The 19,676-nt window shown below is 72.2% G+C and carries 17 protein-coding genes; 9 read left to right on the plus strand and 8 right to left on the minus strand.

Annotation, left to right across the window (positions count from 1 at the left end; translation table 11 throughout):
• Positions 1-515: 515 nt before the first annotated feature.
• Both ABZT47_RS13835 and ABZT47_RS13840 read left to right on the plus strand, forming a co-directional pair.
• Positions 516-1,310, plus strand: coding sequence for a CPBP family intramembrane glutamic endopeptidase (locus tag ABZT47_RS13835; RefSeq protein ID WP_354840443.1), 795 nt, complete (start codon positions 516-518; stop codon positions 1,308-1,310).
• Between the two features lie 272 nt (positions 1,311-1,582).
• Positions 1,583-5,230 (plus strand): hypothetical protein, encoded by a 3,648-nt coding sequence (locus tag ABZT47_RS13840; protein WP_354840446.1) that lies wholly within the window; start codon positions 1,583-1,585, stop codon positions 5,228-5,230.
• A 114-nt stretch (positions 5,231-5,344) separates the two neighbouring features.
• On the opposite strand, the gene ABZT47_RS13845 is transcribed toward ABZT47_RS13840, so the two are convergent.
• Positions 5,345-5,752 (minus strand): NUDIX domain-containing protein, encoded by a 408-nt coding sequence (locus ABZT47_RS13845; protein WP_354840448.1) that lies wholly within the window; start codon positions 5,750-5,752, stop codon positions 5,345-5,347.
• A gap of 27 nt (positions 5,753-5,779) precedes the next feature.
• Between ABZT47_RS13845 and ABZT47_RS13850 the strand changes: the two genes are divergently transcribed.
• The 3 genes from ABZT47_RS13850 to ABZT47_RS13860 all read left to right on the plus strand — a co-directional run bounded on the left by ABZT47_RS13850 (position 5,780) and on the right by ABZT47_RS13860 (position 8,262).
• Positions 5,780-6,460: a DUF6758 family protein gene (locus ABZT47_RS13850; protein ID WP_354840451.1), complete on the plus strand. Its 681-nt coding sequence runs from the start codon at positions 5,780-5,782 to the stop codon at positions 6,458-6,460.
• 121 nt (positions 6,461-6,581) lie between these two features.
• Positions 6,582-7,310, plus strand: coding sequence for an MBL fold metallo-hydrolase (locus ABZT47_RS13855; protein ID WP_354840454.1), 729 nt, complete (start codon positions 6,582-6,584; stop codon positions 7,308-7,310).
• 1 nt (position 7,311) lies between these two features.
• Positions 7,312-8,262 carry a PD-(D/E)XK nuclease family protein gene (locus ABZT47_RS13860; RefSeq protein WP_354840456.1) on the plus strand — a complete coding sequence of 317 codons (951 nt, stop codon included), beginning with the start codon at positions 7,312-7,314 and terminating at the stop codon, positions 8,260-8,262.
• Between the two features lie 41 nt (positions 8,263-8,303).
• On the opposite strand, the gene ABZT47_RS13865 is transcribed toward ABZT47_RS13860, so the two are convergent.
• Both ABZT47_RS13865 and ABZT47_RS13870 read right to left on the minus strand, forming a co-directional pair.
• Positions 8,304-9,179: an alpha/beta hydrolase gene (locus tag ABZT47_RS13865; RefSeq protein ID WP_354840458.1), complete on the minus strand. Its 876-nt coding sequence runs from the start codon at positions 9,177-9,179 to the stop codon at positions 8,304-8,306.
• Positions 9,180-9,378: 199 nt separating this feature from the next.
• Positions 9,379-11,274 carry a DEAD/DEAH box helicase gene (locus ABZT47_RS13870; protein WP_354840461.1) on the minus strand — a complete coding sequence of 632 codons (1,896 nt, stop codon included), beginning with the start codon at positions 11,272-11,274 and terminating at the stop codon, positions 9,379-9,381.
• A gap of 466 nt (positions 11,275-11,740) precedes the next feature.
• On the opposite strand from ABZT47_RS13870, the gene ABZT47_RS13875 reads away from it, so the two are divergent.
• A complete protein-coding gene (locus ABZT47_RS13875) occupies positions 11,741-12,454 on the plus strand; it encodes a ferritin-like fold-containing protein (RefSeq protein ID WP_354840463.1) in 714 nt (237 codons plus the stop codon).
• 356 nt (positions 12,455-12,810) lie between these two features.
• Here the strand turns inward: ABZT47_RS13875 and ABZT47_RS13880 are convergent, their stop codons facing one another.
• The 4 genes from ABZT47_RS13880 to ligD form a co-directional block, all read right to left on the minus strand.
• Positions 12,811-13,041: a DUF3107 domain-containing protein gene (locus tag ABZT47_RS13880; protein ID WP_354840466.1), complete on the minus strand. Its 231-nt coding sequence runs from the start codon at positions 13,039-13,041 to the stop codon at positions 12,811-12,813.
• Positions 13,042-13,179: 138 nt separating this feature from the next.
• Positions 13,180-13,800 carry a TetR/AcrR family transcriptional regulator gene (locus ABZT47_RS13885; RefSeq protein WP_214412694.1) on the minus strand — a complete coding sequence of 207 codons (621 nt, stop codon included), beginning with the start codon at positions 13,798-13,800 and terminating at the stop codon, positions 13,180-13,182.
• Positions 13,801-13,911: 111 nt separating this feature from the next.
• Complete coding sequence (locus ABZT47_RS13890) at positions 13,912-14,145, minus strand: hypothetical protein (RefSeq protein WP_354840469.1); 234 nt, start codon at positions 14,143-14,145, stop codon at positions 13,912-13,914.
• A 63-nt stretch (positions 14,146-14,208) separates the two neighbouring features.
• Positions 14,209-15,117 carry a non-homologous end-joining DNA ligase gene (gene ligD, locus ABZT47_RS13895; protein ID WP_354840472.1) on the minus strand — a complete coding sequence of 303 codons (909 nt, stop codon included), beginning with the start codon at positions 15,115-15,117 and terminating at the stop codon, positions 14,209-14,211.
• A gap of 177 nt (positions 15,118-15,294) precedes the next feature.
• Between ligD and ABZT47_RS13900 the strand changes: the two genes are divergently transcribed.
• Positions 15,295-16,212: a Ku protein gene (locus ABZT47_RS13900; RefSeq protein WP_354840475.1), complete on the plus strand. Its 918-nt coding sequence runs from the start codon at positions 15,295-15,297 to the stop codon at positions 16,210-16,212.
• A 255-nt stretch (positions 16,213-16,467) separates the two neighbouring features.
• Here the strand turns inward: ABZT47_RS13900 and ABZT47_RS13905 are convergent, their stop codons facing one another.
• A complete protein-coding gene (locus ABZT47_RS13905) occupies positions 16,468-17,001 on the minus strand; it encodes a hypothetical protein (RefSeq protein ID WP_354840477.1) in 534 nt (177 codons plus the stop codon).
• Between the two features lie 327 nt (positions 17,002-17,328).
• Here ABZT47_RS13905 and ABZT47_RS13910 point away from each other — a divergent pair, with 327 nt between their 5' ends.
• Positions 17,329-18,240 carry an alpha/beta hydrolase gene (locus ABZT47_RS13910; RefSeq protein ID WP_354840480.1) on the plus strand — a complete coding sequence of 304 codons (912 nt, stop codon included), beginning with the start codon at positions 17,329-17,331 and terminating at the stop codon, positions 18,238-18,240.
• 166 nt (positions 18,241-18,406) lie between these two features.
• Positions 18,407-19,585 (plus strand): adenylyltransferase/sulfurtransferase MoeZ, encoded by a 1,179-nt coding sequence (gene moeZ, locus ABZT47_RS13915; RefSeq protein WP_354840483.1) that lies wholly within the window; start codon positions 18,407-18,409, stop codon positions 19,583-19,585.
• Positions 19,586-19,676 lie beyond the last annotated feature (91 nt).

Below are 19,676 nucleotides of genomic sequence, written 5' to 3' on the forward strand. Positions count from 1 at the left end.
CCGCGCCTGCGTCCGGCACACCGGGCGAAGGCGACCCTGTGAACGATGCCGGCACACCGGATCAGGGCGGTCCCGCGTACGGAGCCGGTGCGCCGGGTCAGGGCGGTCCCGCGTACGGAGCCGGCGCGTCGGGGGAGGGCGGCCCTGTCCGGGACGACGGCGTGCCGGGGGAGGGCGGCCCTGTCCGGGACGACGGCGTGCCGGGGGAGGGCGGGCCGTCGCAGCGGCCGGCCGAGCCGCCGTCGTCGTCGCAGGGTGATCGGTGGCATCGGCCCGGCCCGCCGGCGGGAGGTGATCCGCGGTACCGCCCCGGGTCGCCGCCCGAGGGGGTTCCGCCCTACTACCCGGGTCCGCCGGGCCATCCGGGCGGCCCGCAGGCGTGGCAGGGGCCGCCGGAGCCGGCTCCGTGGGCCGTCCCGCCGTACTGTGGCGCGCGCTATGACCACCTGGCGCGTAACGCGGCCCACCGCTGGTGGCGCCCGATCGTGGGGACGGCCATCATCGCCATCGCCTTTATGGGCGCTGGCCTGGTCGTGATCTTCGTCGGAGTGGTCGTCGCCGAGTTCACCGGCGTCCCCGTTCTCATGTCGGACGACCGGCTCTTCGGGCAGCCGGTGTTCGAGCTGGCCGTCCTGCTGCTGTCGATCGCGGTGGTCCTGCCGGTGGTGTTCCTCACCGCGTGGCTGGTCCAGCGCCGGCGGCCGGGGACGCTCTCGTCGGTGGCCGGGCGGCTGCGCTGGCGGTGGCTGCTGCTGTGCGTCGGGGTGGCCTTCGGGGCGCTGATCCTCGGACAGGCCGCCATGATCGCCACGTACGCCGTGACCGGAGAGGACATCGGCGCCCTGTTCGGCTGGGCCGGGTGGGGCCGCTTCCTGCCCGGGCTCGTGGTCATCCTCCTGCTGGTGCCCTTCCAGGCCGCGGCCGAGGAGTACATGTTCCGGGGCTGGGTGATCCAGGCCTTCGGCGCGTACGTGCGGACGCCGTGGCCGGGCATCCTGCTGGGCGCGGCCCTGTTCACCTCGCTGCACGCCTACACCGACTGGGGCATTCTGGACGTGTTCAGCTTCGGTGTGCTGATGGGCTGGCTGGCGGTGCGCACGGGCGGCCTGGAGGCGCCCATCGCGCTGCACGTGGTCAACAACGTCCTGAGCTTCCTGCCGGCCGCGGCCGCGGGCGAACTGGAGGGCGCGATGCGGCAGGGCGCGGTGCCATGGCAGGCCCTTTCCGGCACCCTGGTCCAGTTGACCTTTTTCGCGGTTGTCGTCGTAATAATCGCCCAAAAGCGGGCAATTCAGGCTGTCGCTCGATAAATCTGACTAGAGAGGTCTCGCCAGAATGCCCCTCGGCGTGTTGCCCTAAAGATGTGCGGGCCGGTGGTCGGCCCCAGGGAGGTGCGCGGTGCCGGCGAGGGCGAGCAGCGGCCATGGTTCTGTCCCGTTATGTGATCACCGGGCAGGGTTTGGGTATCGGTACGATCGCACGTGATCCGTTGCACGGGCGACGGATGCGCTGGAGTCCGGTGGAACGGTCCCAATATGCGGACCGAACGCCGGGGTAGCCTGCCGACGAGGAGGTGCTGAGCGTGGTCTCGGGCCCCCACGACCCGCGCTCGTCATGGCGGCCGGCGGACGACGACGCCGACCGCGACGTCACGCCACACCCTTCCAGGCCCCGCCAGGCCCGGACCTCTCCCCACGTTCTGCACCACTCCCCGCCGGGGCCGTCCGACTCGCCTTCGCGCGGCCTGCCCCTGGACTCCCCGTGGGCCCTTCCGCCCTTCGGCGCGCCGACCCCGGACGAGCGGCCCCCGGCGGACGATGACGACGAGCGCGCCGAGGCGTCCAGGCCGTCCTCGGCGGGCCGCCATCCCTACGCGCGGCCGTACGGGGGCGGAGCCGCCGAGCCGCGCCACAGCGCCGGCCGGGCGTCGCCGGAGCCGCCGGTGGAGACCTCCTCCGCCTGGGCCCCCGAGGCCCCCTCCCCGCGCGGCGTCCCGTCCGAGCACACCCCCCAGTACGACTACGACGCCCATCCCGAGTACAGCGCCGAACCCGGGTACGGCGCCCGGCGCGACCATGGCGCCCGCTCCGACTACGGCGCTCCGGCCGAGTCCGACTACGGCACTCCGCCGGAGCCCGACTACGGCGCTCCGGCGGAGTACGAGCACGAGGCGGCGCGGGCGCAGGACGAGCCGGCCTGGCCGCCGCGCCGCATCGTCGACCGGCCGGACAAGCTGGTCGCCTCCGGGCCCCCGCGCACACCGTCCGGCGGGCCGCCGGCGCAGGGGATCTCGCGGGACCTGCCGGAGATCCGGGTCGAGCCCAGCATCCCGGCCGAACCCGAAGACGAGCCCCGCGCCCCGCGCCGATCGCGCTCCCACGGCGCCTCGTCCCCAGGCGCGCCCCAGCAGAGCGACCCTTACACGCCCGGTGACCCGTTCCCGCGTGACCCGTACGCGACCGGCGGCGCGTCCGAGAGCGACCCGTACGCGCCCGGTGACCCGTTCCCGCGTGACCCGTACGCGACCGGCGACGCCGCCCAGAGCGACCCATACGCGCCCGGTGACCCGTTCCCGCGTGACCCGTACGCGACCGGCGGCGCGTCCGGGAGGGACCGGTACGCGACCGGCGGGTTGTCCGCGCAGGGGGATCCGTACGCGGCCTACGACGACCCCCACGCTTTCGGCGATCTCTCCGATGAGGCCGCCACGGCGGGTGACCCCTACGCGGCCGGCCACGGGGCTCACGACGTCCCGGCGTTCGGCGCGCAGCCCGAGGAGCGCATCGGCCGGCCTCCCGCGGGACGGACGGTGCCGCCCGACGTCCTGGTCGCCTCGGGCCCGCCCCGACCGCGCGGCGGGCGCGGCCGCCACCACCGCGACCAGCCCGCCCCCCGGACTCCGCGCCAGACCCGCCGCCCCCGGTGGCGTGGCCCGGGACGCGGCGTGCTGACCCCGATCTTTGTGGTCGTCGTGCTGCTCGCGGCGGCCGGCCTCGGACTGGTGATCGTCAACTGGGTGAACTCCCCGGCCAGTTCAGGACTGCGGCTGGCCGCGGGCGACGGCGGCTCGGGCGACCAGGCGTTCGTGGCCCCGCCGGGCGTCAGCGGCAACGGCTCCAGCCAGGTGCTCAACGCCGTCACCTCCGTCGGCTCGACCGTCGTCGCGGTCGGCAGCGACACCACCAGCCCGGTGCCGAGGCCGCTGTTCCTGGTCTCCTCCGACCGCGGCAGGACCTGGCAACTCGGCCGGGTGAGCGGCGCCACCGGCTACCAGCCCGCCGGGTCGGCCGGCCTGGTCACCGGCGGAGAGGGCCGCTGGCTCGCCGCGGGCACCGAGGTGCCCGGCGCGGCCGGGGTCAGGGGCATGTGGACCAGCACCGACGGGCGTTCGTGGACGGCCGTCGACCCCTCCCGGCTGTCGGCCTTCTGGAGCGGCGACCGGATCACCGACCTGGCGCGCACCGCCGGCGGCTTCGTGGCCGTCGGCTCCACGACCTTGACGGACGGCGGCAGCGGCCCGGTGGCCTGGGTCTCGCCGGACGGGCTCGCCTGGAGCCGCGTCGACACCGGCGAGATCGGCGCCACCGACAAGGTGCGCGCCATCCGCGCCGTCGTGGCCAGGGGGGACGCCGTCGTGGCGCTCGCCGACCCGGGCAAGGGCGACACGACCTCGGTCATCCTGCGCTCCCCCGACGGCGGCAGGACCTGGCTGCGCACCGCCGCCGCGCTGCCCGGCGTCCGCCCGGAGCCCGGCGCGCTCGCGGTGACCGGCAAGGGGTTCCTGCTGGTCCCGACCCTGCAGAAGTCCGGCGCGGGCGAGGTGCGGGTCTACTGTTCCGAGCTCGGGGACGAGTGGCGCCAGTGCGGGGTGATCGGCGGGCTCGGGCGCGAGGCGACCGGCGTGCGCGGCCTGGCCTCCTCCGCGGCGGGCGTCGCGGCGGTCGCCGAGTCGGGCTGGGAGAGGTACGCCGTGTTCACCAGCACCGACGGCGAGAGCTGGACCGAGAGCACCGACCTCGGCCAGATCCCCGGCACCCTGCGGGGCCTGGCGATCACCGACGCGGGCACGCTGGTGGCGGCCGGCGACCAGCGGTCCGGCGGCCTGGACAACCTGCCGGTGCTGATGATGGCCGGCAAGGGCGAGCCCGCCGCCCCGGTGCCGCTCGCGCAGATCAGCGGGCTCACCCGCTCGGCTCGCGAGACCACCGCGCTGGTCACCGCCGGGGAGTCCTTCGTCGCGGTCGGCTCGGTCAAGGGCGACGCCGGCATCTGGACCAGCGCGACCGGGCAGAGCTGGAAGCCGGTCGCCTCGCCCGCACTGGGAGGGGCGGGCCGGCAGGCGTTCAACGACGTCGTCCACGGCCCCCACGGCTGGCTCGCGGTGGGCAGCACGACCGCCGACTCGGCGTTCGTCCGTCCGCTGCTCGCCACCTCCAGCGACGGCAGAACCTGGCGCGCGGGCCCCGAGTCGCCCGCGCTCGGGGCCTCCGGGCGGTACGCCGTGGTCCCGCGCGTGGTCGCGGCCGGGCGGAAGGGCTACGTCCTGGCCGGTGACGACAGCGGTCCCGGCGGCGTGGTGGCCGCCCTGTGGTTCTCGCCCGATCTCAAGCGCTTCTCGCGGGCCGCGCCGCAGAGCCTCCCGGCGGGCGGCGCCGACGTGCGCGTCGAGGACATCGTCGCCACGGGCGACGGCTACCTCGCGGTCGGCGGGTCGGGCGCGGCGGGCCGCACGTCCGGGGTGGTCTGGTCGTCGCGTGACGGGCTGAACTGGACGGCGCGCAAGCGGGTGATCCCCGAGGGGGCCCGCTCGGCGAGCCTGCGCAGGGTCGTGGTGCACGATCAGCGCATCGTGGCGGTGGGCGGCGCGACCGACGACAAGGGTGTGGAGCGGCCCTTCGCGGCCGTTTCGACCGACGACGGTGTGACCTGGGCGTACTCCTGGCTGCCTGCCGACGCGACGGCGACCGTGCTCGATGTCGCGGCATCCGGTGACGGGCTGGTGGCCGTCGGCTCCTACGGGCCGCCGGCCACCGAGGACAGCGCGGTCTGGACGTCCCAGGACGGCACCGACTGGCAGCGGCACACGCTGACCGGCGACGGCATGACCGGGGACGGCGCCCAGTGGCTCGGCGCCATCGCCGTCGACGGCGACCGCGTCGTGGCCGTCGGCCGCTCGACGACCTACGCCTCCGACCACCTCACCTTGTGGCGCACCTCCTTCAGCCGCTGACCTCCCGTCCGGCCCGCCCGGGACCGTGGCCCGCCCGCCCGGGACCGTGTCCTGTCCGCCCGGGACCGTGGCGCGTCCGCCGAGGATCGTGGCCTGCCTGCCCGGGACCCCGGCTCACGCGCCGGATGCGGCGGGGAGGACGTGCCAGGTGGTCAGGACCTCGAGGAGGCCGGAGGTGAGAGGGAGACCGGCGAGCTCGTCCGGGGCGAACCAGCCCACGGCGGCGGCGTCGTCGCCCGCATGCGGCGTCCCCGCCCCTGCGGTGGCGAAGTAGTCGTGGATCTCGTACACCACCCCGCCGGGACCCGGGCGCTCCACGGTGCCCGCGAGCCCGCCGACCGACACGGTGAGCCCCGTCTCCTCCAGCAGCTCGCGCCGCAGCGCCGAGTCGTCCGACTCGCCCGACTCCACCCGGCCGCCGGGCAGTGACCACAGCCCCTCGCCCGGCGGCCGCCCGCGCCGGACGAGAAGCAACCGGCCCGCGCCGTCGAGCACCACTCCGCCAACGCACCTCTCCCGCATGTGCCAAGATTACGCCGCGATAACGGGATGGCCCTTGACTTACCCGCGCCGGCGGAAGCACCGTGGGTAACTGTGAGAGCCGCGCCCACCTGCCCTCGGTGTTTCGGCACGCTACGGCCGCCAAGCGCATGGTCAAGCGCTTGGCGTTGCGGCGTGCACGGTGCCGTACTGCCCTTCCACACCCGGCGTCCCTCCAGCGAGGCGCTGGAGGCGATCCGCAAGGAATCCGCGGTCCCCTTCTGGCTGCCGTGGCCGCTGCCGCCGAACTGGCTGGTGACCGGCTTCGGCGACGCGGGCGACGAGCGCACGGGCGCCCGCGCGGGCGTGGTGGTCTGCTCGGGCCCCTCGGTCACCCACGGGCCCGCCGACCTGATCATCGTCGCGGAGGAGCCCGGCATGGGGCTCGGCGCGGCCTTCGCCGGCCTGGACGGTCCCGACCCGGGTCCCGGCTTCGACGCGGGGCCGCCCAACGCCAAGGTCGAGGCGCACGGGCACCCCACGGCGCTGTGGTGGGTCGAGGGGCGGCCCGACCGCGCCGTCTATGTCGGCGAGGCGATGGGCGACTGGCTGTGGGTGATCGGCTGGCCGGCCGAGGCGGGGTGCCTGGTCGCCCTGGCCCAGCTCTCGCTGCGTGACCTCCGCGAGCACGACCAGGAACTCGACCTGCCCTACGGGGCCTTCTCGCCCCGGCTGGGCGAGGAACCGTGACCCCCTCGGCGAGGCTCCACGGCCGTCCCCGGCGGGGGGACGGGCGCGCCGGAGCCGATCGGCGACAATGCGTCCCCGGTAAATATCGAGACGGGCACGAGTGTTCGGTAAGGTCGTGGCCGTGACAGCGCGTATCGAGCGAGTGGTGACCGAAGGCGTCGTGACGATCGACGGCGCCGAGCACAAGGTCGAGAACAACACCTGGATCGTGGGTGACGACGAGGAAGTCATCGTCATCGACCCCGCGCGCGACGCGGAGACGATCCTCTCCAACGTGGGCGACCGCGAGATCCTCGCCGTCGTCTGCACCCACGGCCTGCCCGACCACGTGGGCGGGGCCATCGAGGTGGCGGCGCGCGACGAGGCGGTCGTGGCGCTCAACCGCAAGGACCGCCAGCTCTGGCGTGAGACCTGGGCGGAGACCTACCCCGACATCGACATGGAGGACGAGGGCATCTTCGGCGTCGCCGATGTCGAGCTGGAGGTCATGGCCACGCCCGGCGTCACGCAGGGCGGCGTCTCGCTGTACGTCGAGGCGCTCGGGGTGGTCTTCACCGGCAAGACCCTGCTGGCCGACGGCCCCGGCAAGCTCGGCGGGGAGTATCCCGCCCTGGCCGACCAGCTCACCGCCATCGGCGAGCGGCTGTTCACGCTGCCGCCGGACACGCGGGTGCTGCCCGCGCACGGCGAAGAGACCACCATCGGCGAGCAGGAGCCGCACTTCGACGACTGGCTGGCCGGGTCGCTCACCCGCACGGGAGCGGCCGACGACGATGACGAGGCCGTGGCCGAGGGGCCGCTGGCCGACGGCACGCGCGTGTCGGGGATCAAGCTGAGCTTCGACGAGTGACGTGCAGCAACTCGGCCTGGAAGGCATGCCGCGACGGCTGTACTCCTGCACGCCGTCGAGGCTGAACACCTGGCTCGACTGCCCCCGTCGCTACCGCTTCACCTACCTCGACCGGCCGGCCCCGCCGAAGGGGCCGCCATGGGCGCACAACAGCGTCGGCGCCTCGGTCCACAACGCCCTGGCCGGCTGGTGGCGCGAGCCGTACGAGCGCAGGACCCCCGCCATGGCGGGGATCCTGCTCACCAAGGGCTGGATCACCGAGGGTTTTCGCGACCAGGAGCAGTCCACGCTGTGGCGCGACCGCGCCAGGGCCATGGTGTCGGGCTACACCAGCACGCTCGACCCGGCGGACGAGCCGGTCGGCGTCGAGCGAACCGTGGCCACGCGCACGGCGGTGATCGCGGTGTCCGGGCGGGTCGACCGCATCGACCGGCGCGGCGACGAGCTGGTCATCGTCGACTACAAGACCGGCCGGCGCCCGCTGACCGAGGACGACGCCCGCTCGTCGCTCGCGCTGGCCATCTATGCCGTGGCGTCCTCGCGCGTCCTGCACCGCCCGTGCCACAAGGTCGAGCTGCACCACGTGCCGACCGGCGAGGTCCTCGCGTGGGAGCACACCGCCGAGTCGCTCGGCCGGCACCTGAGCCGCGCCGAGGACATCGCCACGGAGGCCTCCGAGGCCGACGAGCGCTACCGCGAATGGTCCGCCGCCACGGCGACGGCCGGCGCGAGGACGGCCGGTGCGGGTTCGGCCGGTTCGAGGGCGGTCGGCGCGCCGAGGGCCGTCCCGGCCGGCGGGCCCGTCACCGTGCCGCCGCAGATCGACGCCGGCTTCCCGCCGCGTCCCGGCCCGGTCTGCTCATGGTGCGACTACCGGCGCCACTGCCCCGAAGGTCAGGCTGCCGGCTCCCCGCACCAGCCCTGGGACGGCCTGGCCGCCGAATCCGGCTGACCCCGCCCCCCGGCCTGGCCGGCGGCCGGTGGCGCCGCAGGTCAGGTGTGGGGGAGATGTTGTTCGGCGTGGTTCCAGAAGCGGGTCAGGGCGTGAGCGGTGGTCTCGGGTGCCTCCACGGCGGGGGAGTGAAGGGCGCCGGGGACCACGACGCATTCGGCGTCGAGCCGCTTGGCCATCTCCGACTGGATCGAGGGGGACCAGCCGTCGTCGTGCTCGCCGTAGAGCACCAGCGTGGCCAGGCCGACCTCACGGAGGTCCTCCAGCCGGTCGGCGGTGTCGAGCACCTGCCGGGCCATCGCGACCAGCCCGGTCAGCGAGTTGGAGAACAGCCTCCTGCGCAGGAAGGCGAGGATGTCGTCGGGCAGGCCGGCGACGATGGCCTCGGGTTCGAGGCGGTGCGTCCACAGGTGCGCGAGGCCGACCTCGGGTAGCTCGCGGAGCATGAGGCGGCACGCCTGTTCTCTGGGCCCGGTGATGCCGGACGGGCCCGAGCTCATCAGCGTGTACGAGGCGAGCTTCGTGGCCCCGCCGATGACGGCCTCGCGGGTGACCAGGCCGCCGAAGGAGTGCCCGAGCAGGTGGACGGGCTCGCCGTCGCCGACGGCCGCGGCGACGTGGTCGATGTCCTCGCCGAGGGCCTCACAGGTGTAGGCGGCCGGATCGTCGGGCCCCTCGGTCTCGTACTGCCCGCGCATGTCGATCGCCACGACGCGGCGCCCGGCCTGGGCGAGCGTCTGGAAGATCGCGATGAAGTCTTCCTTGCTGCCGGTGTACCCGGGCACCAGCAGAGCGGGCCAGCGCTCGGGGACGCCGCTGACGGGCAGCGCCTCCAGGGCCGCGAACGTGCCCACGGGAGTCGTGATCCGCTGCGCGCGGACACCGGGAGGCAGGGTCAGGAATCGCGGCGTGCTCACGCGGCACCACAATACTGACGGTCCATCAGCGCGACACCGTCAAACGCCCTATGCCGGTTTGCTGGTTGACTTTCCACTCTCTCACCCGATCAGATGGCGGTTCACCGCGATCAGCGCGCGCCGCTCGAACGGCGGGCCGCCCCCGAGGGCGTCCCGCCGTTCCGGCCGCTCAGGCCACGGAACTTCATGTGCCGCCTGGTCAGCCCCTCCGGGGACGCTGGTTGGACGGCCTGCGGCGCTGCTGCTGGCGCTCGGAGGCCGCGGAGGGGGCCACGTCATCGTCGGTCGCCAGGTCGGGCGACCGGAAGATGATCGAGAACGGAGAGGGCGGGATGATCCGCTCCGGCTCGGGGTGCGCGACGGGCGCCTCGTGCTCGATGGGCGCGACGGGCGCGACGGGCCCGGGAGGCGCCGCCGCGTCGAGCTCGTCGACGCCGATCAGCGCCTCCTGGGCTACAGGCGCGATCGCGTCGTCGTCCCGCACGACGGGAGAGGCGACCTCGGCCAGGGCCTCGGTGAGGGCAGCCCTGTTCGCGCCCCTGCGGGAGCGCTTGAGGACCGGCGCCTCGGCGGCGGCCGGCTCGGGAGCCCGCTCGACCGTGGACGGCTCGGGAGCCTGGCTGACCGCGACCGGCTCCGGAGCCTGCACGGCCGTGGACGGCACGGGCTCCGGTGAGGTCGTCACGGGTGCCGGGGCGGTGAGGACGGCCGGATCGGCGGGCTCGGGGGCGAGGATGTCGCCCTCGAACACCGTGCCGGCGTCCGTGCCCACGGGCTGTCCCGCCTCCGCCGCCTGGCCGGCGCGGGTGCGGCGGCGCTGGCGGTTGCGGGCCGGCCGTTCGCGGCGCTCCTCGCGCTCGCGGCGGTCGTCGCGGTCACGGCGGTCGTCGCGGTCACGTCGATCGTCACGGTCGCGGCGCGAGCGGTGCCGGCCGGTCTCGCCGAGGTCCTCGATCTGCTCGGCCTCCAGGCCCGCACGGGACCGCTGCGCACGCGGGAGCACGCCCTTGGTGCCCTCGGGGATGTGCAGGTCGGTGTAGACGTGCGGGGAGGTCGAGTAGGTCTCCACCGGCTCGGCGAAGTCGAGGCCGAGGGCGTTGTTGATGACCTTCCAGCGGGTGAGCTCCTCCCACTCGACGAAGGTCACCGCCACGCCGGTGCGCCCGGCCCGGCCGGTACGGCCGATGCGGTGCACATAGGTCTTCTCGTCCTGCGGGCAGTCGTAGTTGACGACGTGGGTGACGTCGTCGATGTCGATGCCGCGCGCCGCCACGTCGGTGGCGACCAGGACGTCGACCTTGCCGTTGCGGAAGGCGCGCAGCGCCTGCTCGCGCTGCCCCTGCCCGAGGTCGCCGTGCACGGCCGCCGCGGCGAAACCGCGCTCTTTGAGCTGCTCTGAGACCATGTCGCAGGCGCGCTTGGTCTCGCAGAACACCATCGTCAGGCCATGGCCCTCGCACTGGAGCATGCGGCCGACGATCTCGATCTTGTCCATGCGGTGGGTACGCCAGACGAACTGGATCGTCTTGGAGACGTCCTCGCTGTCGGCGTCGGCGTTCTCGGCGCGCACATGGGTCGGGCGCGACAGGTAGCGGCGCGACAGCTGGACGATCTCGCCCGGCATGGTGGCCGAGAACAGCATGGTCTGCCGCTCGGCCGGGACGAGCTTGATGATGCGCTCGATGTCGGGCAGGAAGCCCAGGTCGAGCATGCGGTCGGCCTCGTCCAGGACCAGCATGGACACTTGACCGAGGTCGAGGTGCTTCTGCTTCACCAGGTCCAGCAGGCGGCCGGGCGTGCCGACGACGACGTCCACGCCCTGCTTGAGCGCCTCGATCTGCGGCTCGTACGCCCGTCCGCCGTACACGGTGAGGATGCGGGAGCCGAGCTTGCCGCCGGCGACCACGAGGTCCTCGGTGACCTGCAGGGCCAGCTCGCGGGTGGGCACGACCACCAGGCCGCGGGGCTTCTTGCGGTTCTTGCGGGGTTTGCCGACGCGCTGGAGCATCGCCACGCCGAAGGCGTAGGTCTTGCCGGTGCCGGTGCGCGCCTGGCCGATGACGTCCTGCCCGCTGATCGCGAGGGGTAGGGCCATCTCTTGAATCGGGAACGGGGAGACGATGCCCTCGGTCTCCAGGGCATCGGCGATCTCGGGTATGACTCCAAGGTCTCGGAACGTGGTCAGCTCGGCCTGCCTAAGTCTCCTGCGAAGGCGGGCTTCCGGGACCGCTGGCAGAAGGAACCTCATGCCGGGTCCGCGCGGAAAAGCCAACCTTCATCTCGTCTCGGCGACCGCCCGCGGCGTAACGCGCGTGGGGGCTATCAGGCGATGATCTCCCTGAAGACATACTGCGGTCGCACTCTTACAGAGCAGTGTACTCGATACCACAAGAGTGAGCCGATTTCTTGGTGTTCGACATCGCGAACGGCCGTGTCTTCAGGGGTTTCTCCCGCCTCGAGGCCATCCCCTGCCCCCCAGAACGGGCTCCGCGGACAAGGTTCGCGGCCGGGGTGCGCGGGCGGCGGCCCACGGGCCGGGGCGGGACTCGTACCCTGCATCCATGAGTGATTCCCCTGCCGGTGTGGTCGATCTGCTCGGCGTCCTCGCCTACGCCGAGCTGACCGCGTTCCTCAGGCTCGCCGAGGACGCCGCCACTCTCGCCCCCACGCTGACCGACCGCGCCGAGCTCAGCGATCTCGCCGCCGCCGAATACGCCAACTTCCGGCTCCTGCGCGACCGGCTGTCCTCGCTCGGCGTGGACCCCGAGGGCGCCATGGCGCCGTTCGTGGCGGCGCTGGACGACTGGCACGCGCAGACCAGGCCGGGCGACTGGCTGGAGGCACTGGTGAAGGCGTACGTCGGCACGGGCATCGCGGCCGACTTCTACCGCGAGGCGGCCCGGCACGTGGACAAGGAGACCCGCGAGATCGTCGACGAGGCGCTGGCGGAGGAGGTTCGCTCGCAGTTCGTGGTGGAGCGGGTGCGCGCGGCTTTGGCGGACAACCCCAAGCTGGGCGGCAGGCTCGCGCTGTGGGCGCGGCGCATGGTCGGCGAGGCGCTCAGCCAGGCCCACCGGGTGGCGGCGGCGCGCCCCGACCTGGCCCTGCTGCTGGTCTCGGCCATCGCGCAGGCCCAGGACGACGCCGCCTCCGAGGCCGCCGGCGGACGGGCCGAAGCGGTGACCGACCTGGTGGAGATCGGGCGGTTGTTCGCCCGGCTCACCGAGGAGCACGGCCGGCGCATGTCGGCACTCGGCCTCGTCCCGGGGCCCTGAACGCGGAGTTTCGGACTTCTGGCGGAACAGGTGCCGTGATCGAGGGGCGCGAATGCCCCGAGCGGTTGTAGCGTGCGAACATGAGGGCCTCGCGCCGCTACGGCAGTTTCCTGATGAGATGTGGACCGAACCGCTGGACATCCCGGCCGGTGTTGCGAAGGGGGAGCGCCGGCTGCCCGGCGGTCAGTCACAAGCGGGACGAGGTGCGGCCCGCACGCCGTCCCTGTGGTTGCTCGCTCCAGTCGCGAGAAGAGTGCGCGGGCGTGTAGAGCCCGCGACGGTCGTCGCCGGGGGCCTCAGCGCGGGCCCCCGCTTCACCGCCCGCGCCCCGGGGGACACGCCCCCGAAGCGGACGGTCAGACGGTGCCGCCGAACCCGACAGGACGCGTCTCGTCGCCGCCGATCTCGACGAAGCCGAGCGCGGACACCGGGACGACGATGCGCTTGCCCTTCACATCGGTGAGGGAGAAGACCCCTCGATCGGCCGCCAGGGCGTTGCGCAGCTCCTGCTCCACGTCTTCGACGGACATCTCGGTCTCGACGATGATCTCTCGGTGCACGGAGCGCACGCCTATCTTGACTTCCATCGGGCTGCCTTTCGACGTCGGCGGGGAAGATGTGCTGGTGCCATCGTTACTCTTCGGCGGGCGGGCGACCGGCGTTGATCGCGTCAAGCGAACAGCCGGAGGCCGTTGATCGCCGCAGGCGAACAGCGGGACAAGGGCTCAGGTGGTGCGGGGGAAGCCGCCGATGCCCCGCCAGGCGAGGCGGGCCATGAGCTGCGTCGCGACGTCCTTGGGGATGGAGCCGTGGCTGGCGAGCCAGTAGCGGGCGCTCACCTCGGCCATGCCGACCAGGCCGACGCCGAGCAGGTGGGCCTCGTCGCTGGAGCAGCCGGTGTCCTCCTGGATCACCTGGCTGATCATCTCGGCGCTCTCGCGCAGCGAGCGCTCCATGCGCTGGCGCACCGGCGCGACGTTGCGCAGGTCGGACTCGAAGACCAGGCGGAAGGCCTCACCCTGGCTGGAGACGAAGTCGAAGAACGCCCCGATGGCGGCCTGGACGCGCTGCTTGTTGTCGGTCGTGGAGGCCAGCGCCTCGCGGCAGCGGTTGGCCATGTCGTCGACGTGCAGGTCGAGCAGGGCCAGGTAGAGCTCGAGCTTGCCCGGGAAGTGCTGGTAGAGCACCGGCTTGCTGACGCCGGCCCGCTCGGCGATCTCGTCCATCGCGGCCGCGTGGTAGCCGTTCTCCACGAAGACCTCCTGCGCCGCGTTCAGCAACTGGCGGCGACGGGCCATCCGGGGCAGCCGGGTGCCCCGGGGCTTGGCGTCCGGGGTAGCGGTCACGGGTCTCTCCTTGAGGACGGTTCACCCGCCGCGCGGCCGCTGGCAGCGCGGCGGTCGGTGCTGATCATGGTTCCGGTGCGAGGTTGACATCCTACGCGCGGGTAATCGGGATCAGCGATAGTCGTCGTCGTCCAGGTCCACGACGCGCTCCTGGTCGGCGGCGTCGGCCGGGTCGGCGTCATAGGGGATCTCGAGCGGCCACTCGCGCCGTTCGCCGCGAATGATGAGGTGCTGCTCGATGGCGTCGGCCTCGGGGACCTCGGTCCGCAGTTCCTCGGCGACATCGTCGAGGGGCTCCAGCGCGTCCAGCGGGACCTCGCGGCCGCTCAGGTCCATCTCCGACATCTTCCGTCCCTCCGTAGGCGGTGAGCGCTCGGTTCGCGCGCTCCATACCCCGATGCGTCCAGACTACGGCCCCTCCCCGGCCTGACTTCGCTCCGGCGGCGTCATGAGGTCGCCGAGTCGTGCGACGCGGTCGAGGACGTCCTCGGCGGTGAAGACCAGATCGCCCGGACGGGCGCAGCCGGCGACCTCCTCCCAGGTGATCGGCGTGGAGGCGGTGGGGACGGGGTTGGCGCGCAGCGAGTAAGGGGTGACGGTGGTCTTGGCCGGGTTGTTCTGGCTCCAGTCGATGAAGACCTTGCCGGGGCGGAGCTTCCTGGCCATCTGGCTGACGATCTCCTCCGGGCTCTCCTTCTCCAGCCGCTGGGCGAGGGCCTTGGCGTACCCGGACGGGTCGTCCTCGCGGCCGGTCCACGGCACATACACCTGCATGCCCTTGTTGCCGCTGGTCTTGGGGCACCCCGTGAGGCCGTCCTCGGCCAGCGCCTCGCGCAGCCGCAGCGCGACCCGGCAGCACTCGACGATCGTCGCGGGGGCGCCCGGGTCCAGGTCGAAGACCATGGTGTCCGGCGGCAGCGCGCGGCCCTCCTCGTCCACCCGCCACATCGGGGTGTGGAACTCCAGCGCGGCGAGGCCGGCGAAGTAGACCAGCGTGGGCAGGTCGTCGACGATCGCGTACTCGATGGTGTCGCGGTCCTTGGTGCTGCCCGGGGCGGGCAGGCGGGCCGTGCGCACCCACGCCGGCGTGTGCGCGGGGCGGTTCTTCTCGAAGAAGAACTGGCCGTCCACGCCGCCGGGGTAGCGCTTGACGGTGAGCGGGCGCCCGCTGAGGTGGGCGAGCATCGCGGGTGCGACCCGGCTGTAGTAGTCGATCACCTCTGCCTTGGTGAACCCCGCCTCGGGATACAGCACTTTGCCCAGGTTCGTCAGGGTCAGTTCCCGTTGATCGACCTTGACCCGGACCTTGTCCGCCACTCGCACCACTTCCCCTGAGGTTTCTTTTCCCGTGCTCTCGTCCATCACCGTTCGAGCAGATAGTGGCTTGACCGGATACGGCATTCCACACTGGGTATCTGCCCATTTGGATACTGCTTTGCGCCCTTGCCGCTAGCGAACATGCGTTCGATAGTGGGGCTGAGGTGAGGAGAGGTCATGCGTAGCATCTGGAAGGGTGCCATCTCGTTCGGTCTTGTCACGATTCCCGTGAAGCTGTACTCGGCCACCGAGCAGAAGGACGTGTCGTTCCACCAGGTGCACCGCGAGGACGCCGGCCGCATCCGGTACAAGCGGGTGTGTTCGGTGGACGGCGAGGAGGTCCCGTACTCCGAGATCGCCAAGGGCTACGAACTGGCCGGCGGCGAGATCGTGGTGCTCACCGACGAGGACTTCGCCGACCTGCCGCTCAGCACCTCGCGCCGCATCGACGTGCTGCAGTTCACCCCGGCCGAGCAGCTCGACCCGATCTTGTTCAACAAGTCGTACTACCTGGAGCCCGAGTCCGCGGGCGTGAAGCCGTACGTCCTGCTGCGGGACGCCCTCGAACGGACGGGGCAGGTGGCGATCGTGAAGGTCGCGCTGCGCCAGCGCGAGTCGCTGGCCGCCCTGCGCATCCGCGAGGGGGTGTTCGTGCTGGAGACGATGCTCTGGCCCGACGAGGTCCGCGAGCCCGGCTTCGAGTTCGTGGACGAGGACGTCGAGGTCCGCCCGCAGGAGCTGCAGATGGCCGAGTCGCTGATCGAGACCATGGCCGGGGAGTTCGACCCCACCGAGTACCACGACGCCTACCGCGAGGCGCTCCAGCAGGTCATCGAGGCCAAGGTCGCGGGCAAGGAGCTCGTGCGGCCTGAGGCGGCCGAGCAGGCCGGCCCGGCGGTCGACCTGATGGCCGCGCTGCGCGCCAGCGTCGACGCGGCCAAGCGCGAGCGCGAGGGCGGGCGCGAGAAGGCCCCGGCGGACAAGAGGAAGCCGGCCGCGAAGGCCGCCGCCGGCCAGGCTGAGGAGAAATCGGAAAAGGCGGAGAAGGACACCAAGAAGCAGGCGCCGAAGCGTCGCGCCCGCAAGTCCGCCTGAGGCCGCCGTTTCCGCCGTGGGTCATCCACGGCGGGGACGGCGGGTAACGGGCAGACCGGGCAGGGGGTGTGCCGGGACTTTTCCCGAAATGGACGGAATCAACCCTGAATGGTGGCGTCGTCGAAACGCCTGCGGTCACCGAGCGCGGGGAAGGCCCCGGAGCGGAAATCGCTCCGGGGCCTTCCATTAGGTGCTAAGCGGCCCGTCGTGCCTCCGGGTGGGCTCGCCACCCGGAGGGCCGCCTAGGATCTTCGATCAACGGTCGCCGTGGTCGTCGTGCTTGCCGTGGTGCTTGTGCCCGTGCCAGTGGTGCTCGGGCTTCCAGTGACGGCGGTCGTCGCGGAACCAGTTGTTGTGCCCGCCGCCGTGGCTGTTGTGGCCGATGATGGCGCGGAAGAAGCGCGCCTCGACGACCTTGAAGAAGCAGTTGCGGTGGCCGCCCCCGCGGCTGTGGTGGTGACGACGGTGCTTGCTGAAGCCCTTGCCGCCGCCCCAGTCGCCGTCGCCGTCGTCGTCTCCGTAGCCGCCCCAGCCGCCGTGGCCGCCGTGGTGGCCGCCCTGGCCGCCCCCGTGGTGGCACTGGCCGCCGCCGAAGCCGCCGCCGAAGCCGCCGCCACCGCCGCCGAAGCCGCCGTCGAAGCCGCCGAAGTCGTCGCCCCAGCCGAAGTTGGTGGTGACGGCCGCGGACGCGGACGCGCTCGTGGCCGTGGTCGCGCCGAGGCCGACGACACCACCGGTGAGTGCAGCGGTGACGGTCAGCATGGCCGCGTATTTCTTGACGTCGGGCATTGCGTTTTCCCCCTTGACGCATCGGGTTGCCCAGCGGACGCATTTACTGGATTAGGAAGTAAATGCCGGATGACTCGTTATGAGTCTTCCCACATGTCTAGTTTTCCGGGCGACCCATACGACAAACGGTGATCGCTGCCTTTTGGCAGCTACTTAACCTGCCCTTATATCTTTCAGATCGTTATTTCCCGATTTGTCCGATATTTCCCGCGATCTTGTACCCTCTCCCCCCACCCCTCAGGACCCCAGCCCCGGCCCACAGGGGCCCCGGCAGCCCTGGACGGGGGTTATCGTCGAAACCGAGGGTGAACGCGAGGGGGAAAGACGGTGGACGAACCGATACCGCACTGGCCAGGAGAGCTGCTCGACCTCGGCGACCTGGCCGTCTATGTGCGCTCGACGCCCGAGGGGCCGCCCGAGAAGGCCGTGTTCGTGCACGGGCTGGCGGGTTCGGCCACCAACTGGACCGACCTGATGGGCGAGCTGCGGGACGAGGTCAGGGGTTACGCCCTCGACCTGCCCGGAGCGGGCTACTCGCCCGAGCATCCCGGCGGCGACTACTCCGTGGCGGCGCACGCCGCGGCGGTGACGTCGCTGATCGAGCTGCTCGGCGGCCCGGTCCACCTGCTCGGCAACTCCATGGGCGGCGCCGTCTCGGTGCGGGTCGCGGCCACCCGGCCCGACCTGGTCCGCACGCTCACCCTCGTCTCACCCGCGCTGCCCGACCTGCTGCCCCGCTACGGTCCCGCCCGCGTCGCGATGTCGGCCACCCCGCGCATCGGCGAATGGGCGATGACCCGGCTGCGGGCGCTGCCGGCCGAACGGCGCATCCGCGCGACCATGGAGATGTGCTACGCCGACACCGGCCGGGTGCATCCCGACCGGCTGGAGGACGCCGTGGCCGAACTGCGCCGCCGCGACGAACTGCCCTACGCGGGCCCGGCCCTGGTCGGCTCCGCCCGCGCCCTGGTCGGCGAGTACTTCCGCCGGGGCGAGGAGAACCTGTGGCGGCTGGCCGGGCAGGTCACGGCGCCCACGCTGGTCGTCCACGGCCGGCACGACCGCCTCGTGCACCCGCGGATGGCCGCGCGCGCGGGCCGCACGTTCCCCGACGTGCGCCTGGTGCTGCTGCCGCACGCGGCGCACGTCGCACAGATGGAGTGTCCCGGCCTCGTGGCCCGCCACGTGCGCCTCCTGCTGCAGGACGGCGCCCGACGGCCGCTGGCGAGGACGGGGTGAAATATCCGCAGAAAGCCCAGAAGTCGAGGGATACGACCTTCGTCGGATAAGATCGCCGATTCGGGAATGCGGGGGCGACCGGGTTAGGTTGTGACAGACGGCGGGGCGCGTAGCCTGACGGGCGAGCCGCCAATTAGTGAATCCCCTGAAACGGGAGCGTAGAACTGTGTCGTTGCCACCGCTGGTAGAGCCGGCCGACGAGCTGACCGTTGACGAGGTGCGCCGCTACTCTCGCCACCTGATCATCCCCGACGTCGGGATGGCCGGGCAGAAGCGGCTGAAGAACGCCAAGGTGCTGTGTGTGGGCGCCGGCGGCCTCGGTTCCCCGGCCTTGATGTACCTCGCCGCGGCCGGAATCGGCACGCTCGGCGTCGTCGACTTCGATGTCGTTGATGAGTCAAACCTTCAGCGGCAGATCATCCACGGCCAGTCGGACGTCGGCCGGCTGAAGGCCGAGAGCGCCGCGGCGAGCGTGCGCGAGATCAACCCCCTGGTCAACGTCGTCATCCACAACGTCGCCCTCACGACCGACAACGTGATGGACATCTTCGCCGCCTACGACCTCATCGTGGACGGCACCGACAACTTCGCCACCCGCTACATGGTCAACGACGCGGCCGTGTTGCTGGGCAAGCCCTACATCTGGGGCTCGATCTACCGCTTCGACGGCCAGGCGAGCGTCTTCTGGGCCGAGTACGGGCCCTGCTACCGCTGCCTGTACCCCGAGCCGCCCCCTCCCGGCATGGTCCCCTCGTGCGCCGAGGGCGGCGTGCTCGGCGTCCTGTGCGCCTCCATCGGCTCCATCCAGGTCAACGAGGCCATCAAGGTGCTGACCGGCATCGGCGAGCCGCTGGTCGGCCGTCTGATGATCTACGACGCGCTGGAGATGAAGTACCGGGACGTCAAGGTCCGCAAGGACCCCGAGTGCCCGCTGTGCGGCAAGAACCCGACGATCACCGAGCTGATCGACTACGAGGCGTTCTGCGGCACGATCTCCGACGAGGCGGCGCAGGCCGCGACGGGCTCGACGATCACCGCCCAGGAGCTCAAGGACATGATGGACCGCGGCGACGACATCTTCGTCGTGGACGTCCGCGAGCAGAACGAGTACGAGATCGTCAACATCCCCGGCGCCGTGCTGATCCCCAAGGGCGAGTTCCTGCGGGGCACGGCCCTTGAGCGGCTGCCGCAGGACAGGAAGATCGTCCTGCACTGCAAGTCGGGCGCCCGCTCCGCCGAGGCGCTGGCGGTCGTCAAGAGCGCCGGCTTCTCCGACGCCGTCCACGTGGGCGGCGGCGTGCTGAGCTGGATCAAGACGGTGGACCCCTCGCTGCCCACCTACTGACGCGACCTCGAAACGCGACCCGCCCTCCCCAGCGGAGGGCGGGTCGCGTTTTTCTTGGCCTCGCTCCGCTCGGCGTGCTCGGGGCGCCTTT

The organism is Sphaerisporangium sp. NPDC005289 (assembly GCF_040607455.1).
In the GTDB taxonomy this organism is placed as follows: domain Bacteria; phylum Actinomycetota; class Actinomycetes; order Streptosporangiales; family Streptosporangiaceae; genus Sphaerisporangium; species Sphaerisporangium rhizosphaerae.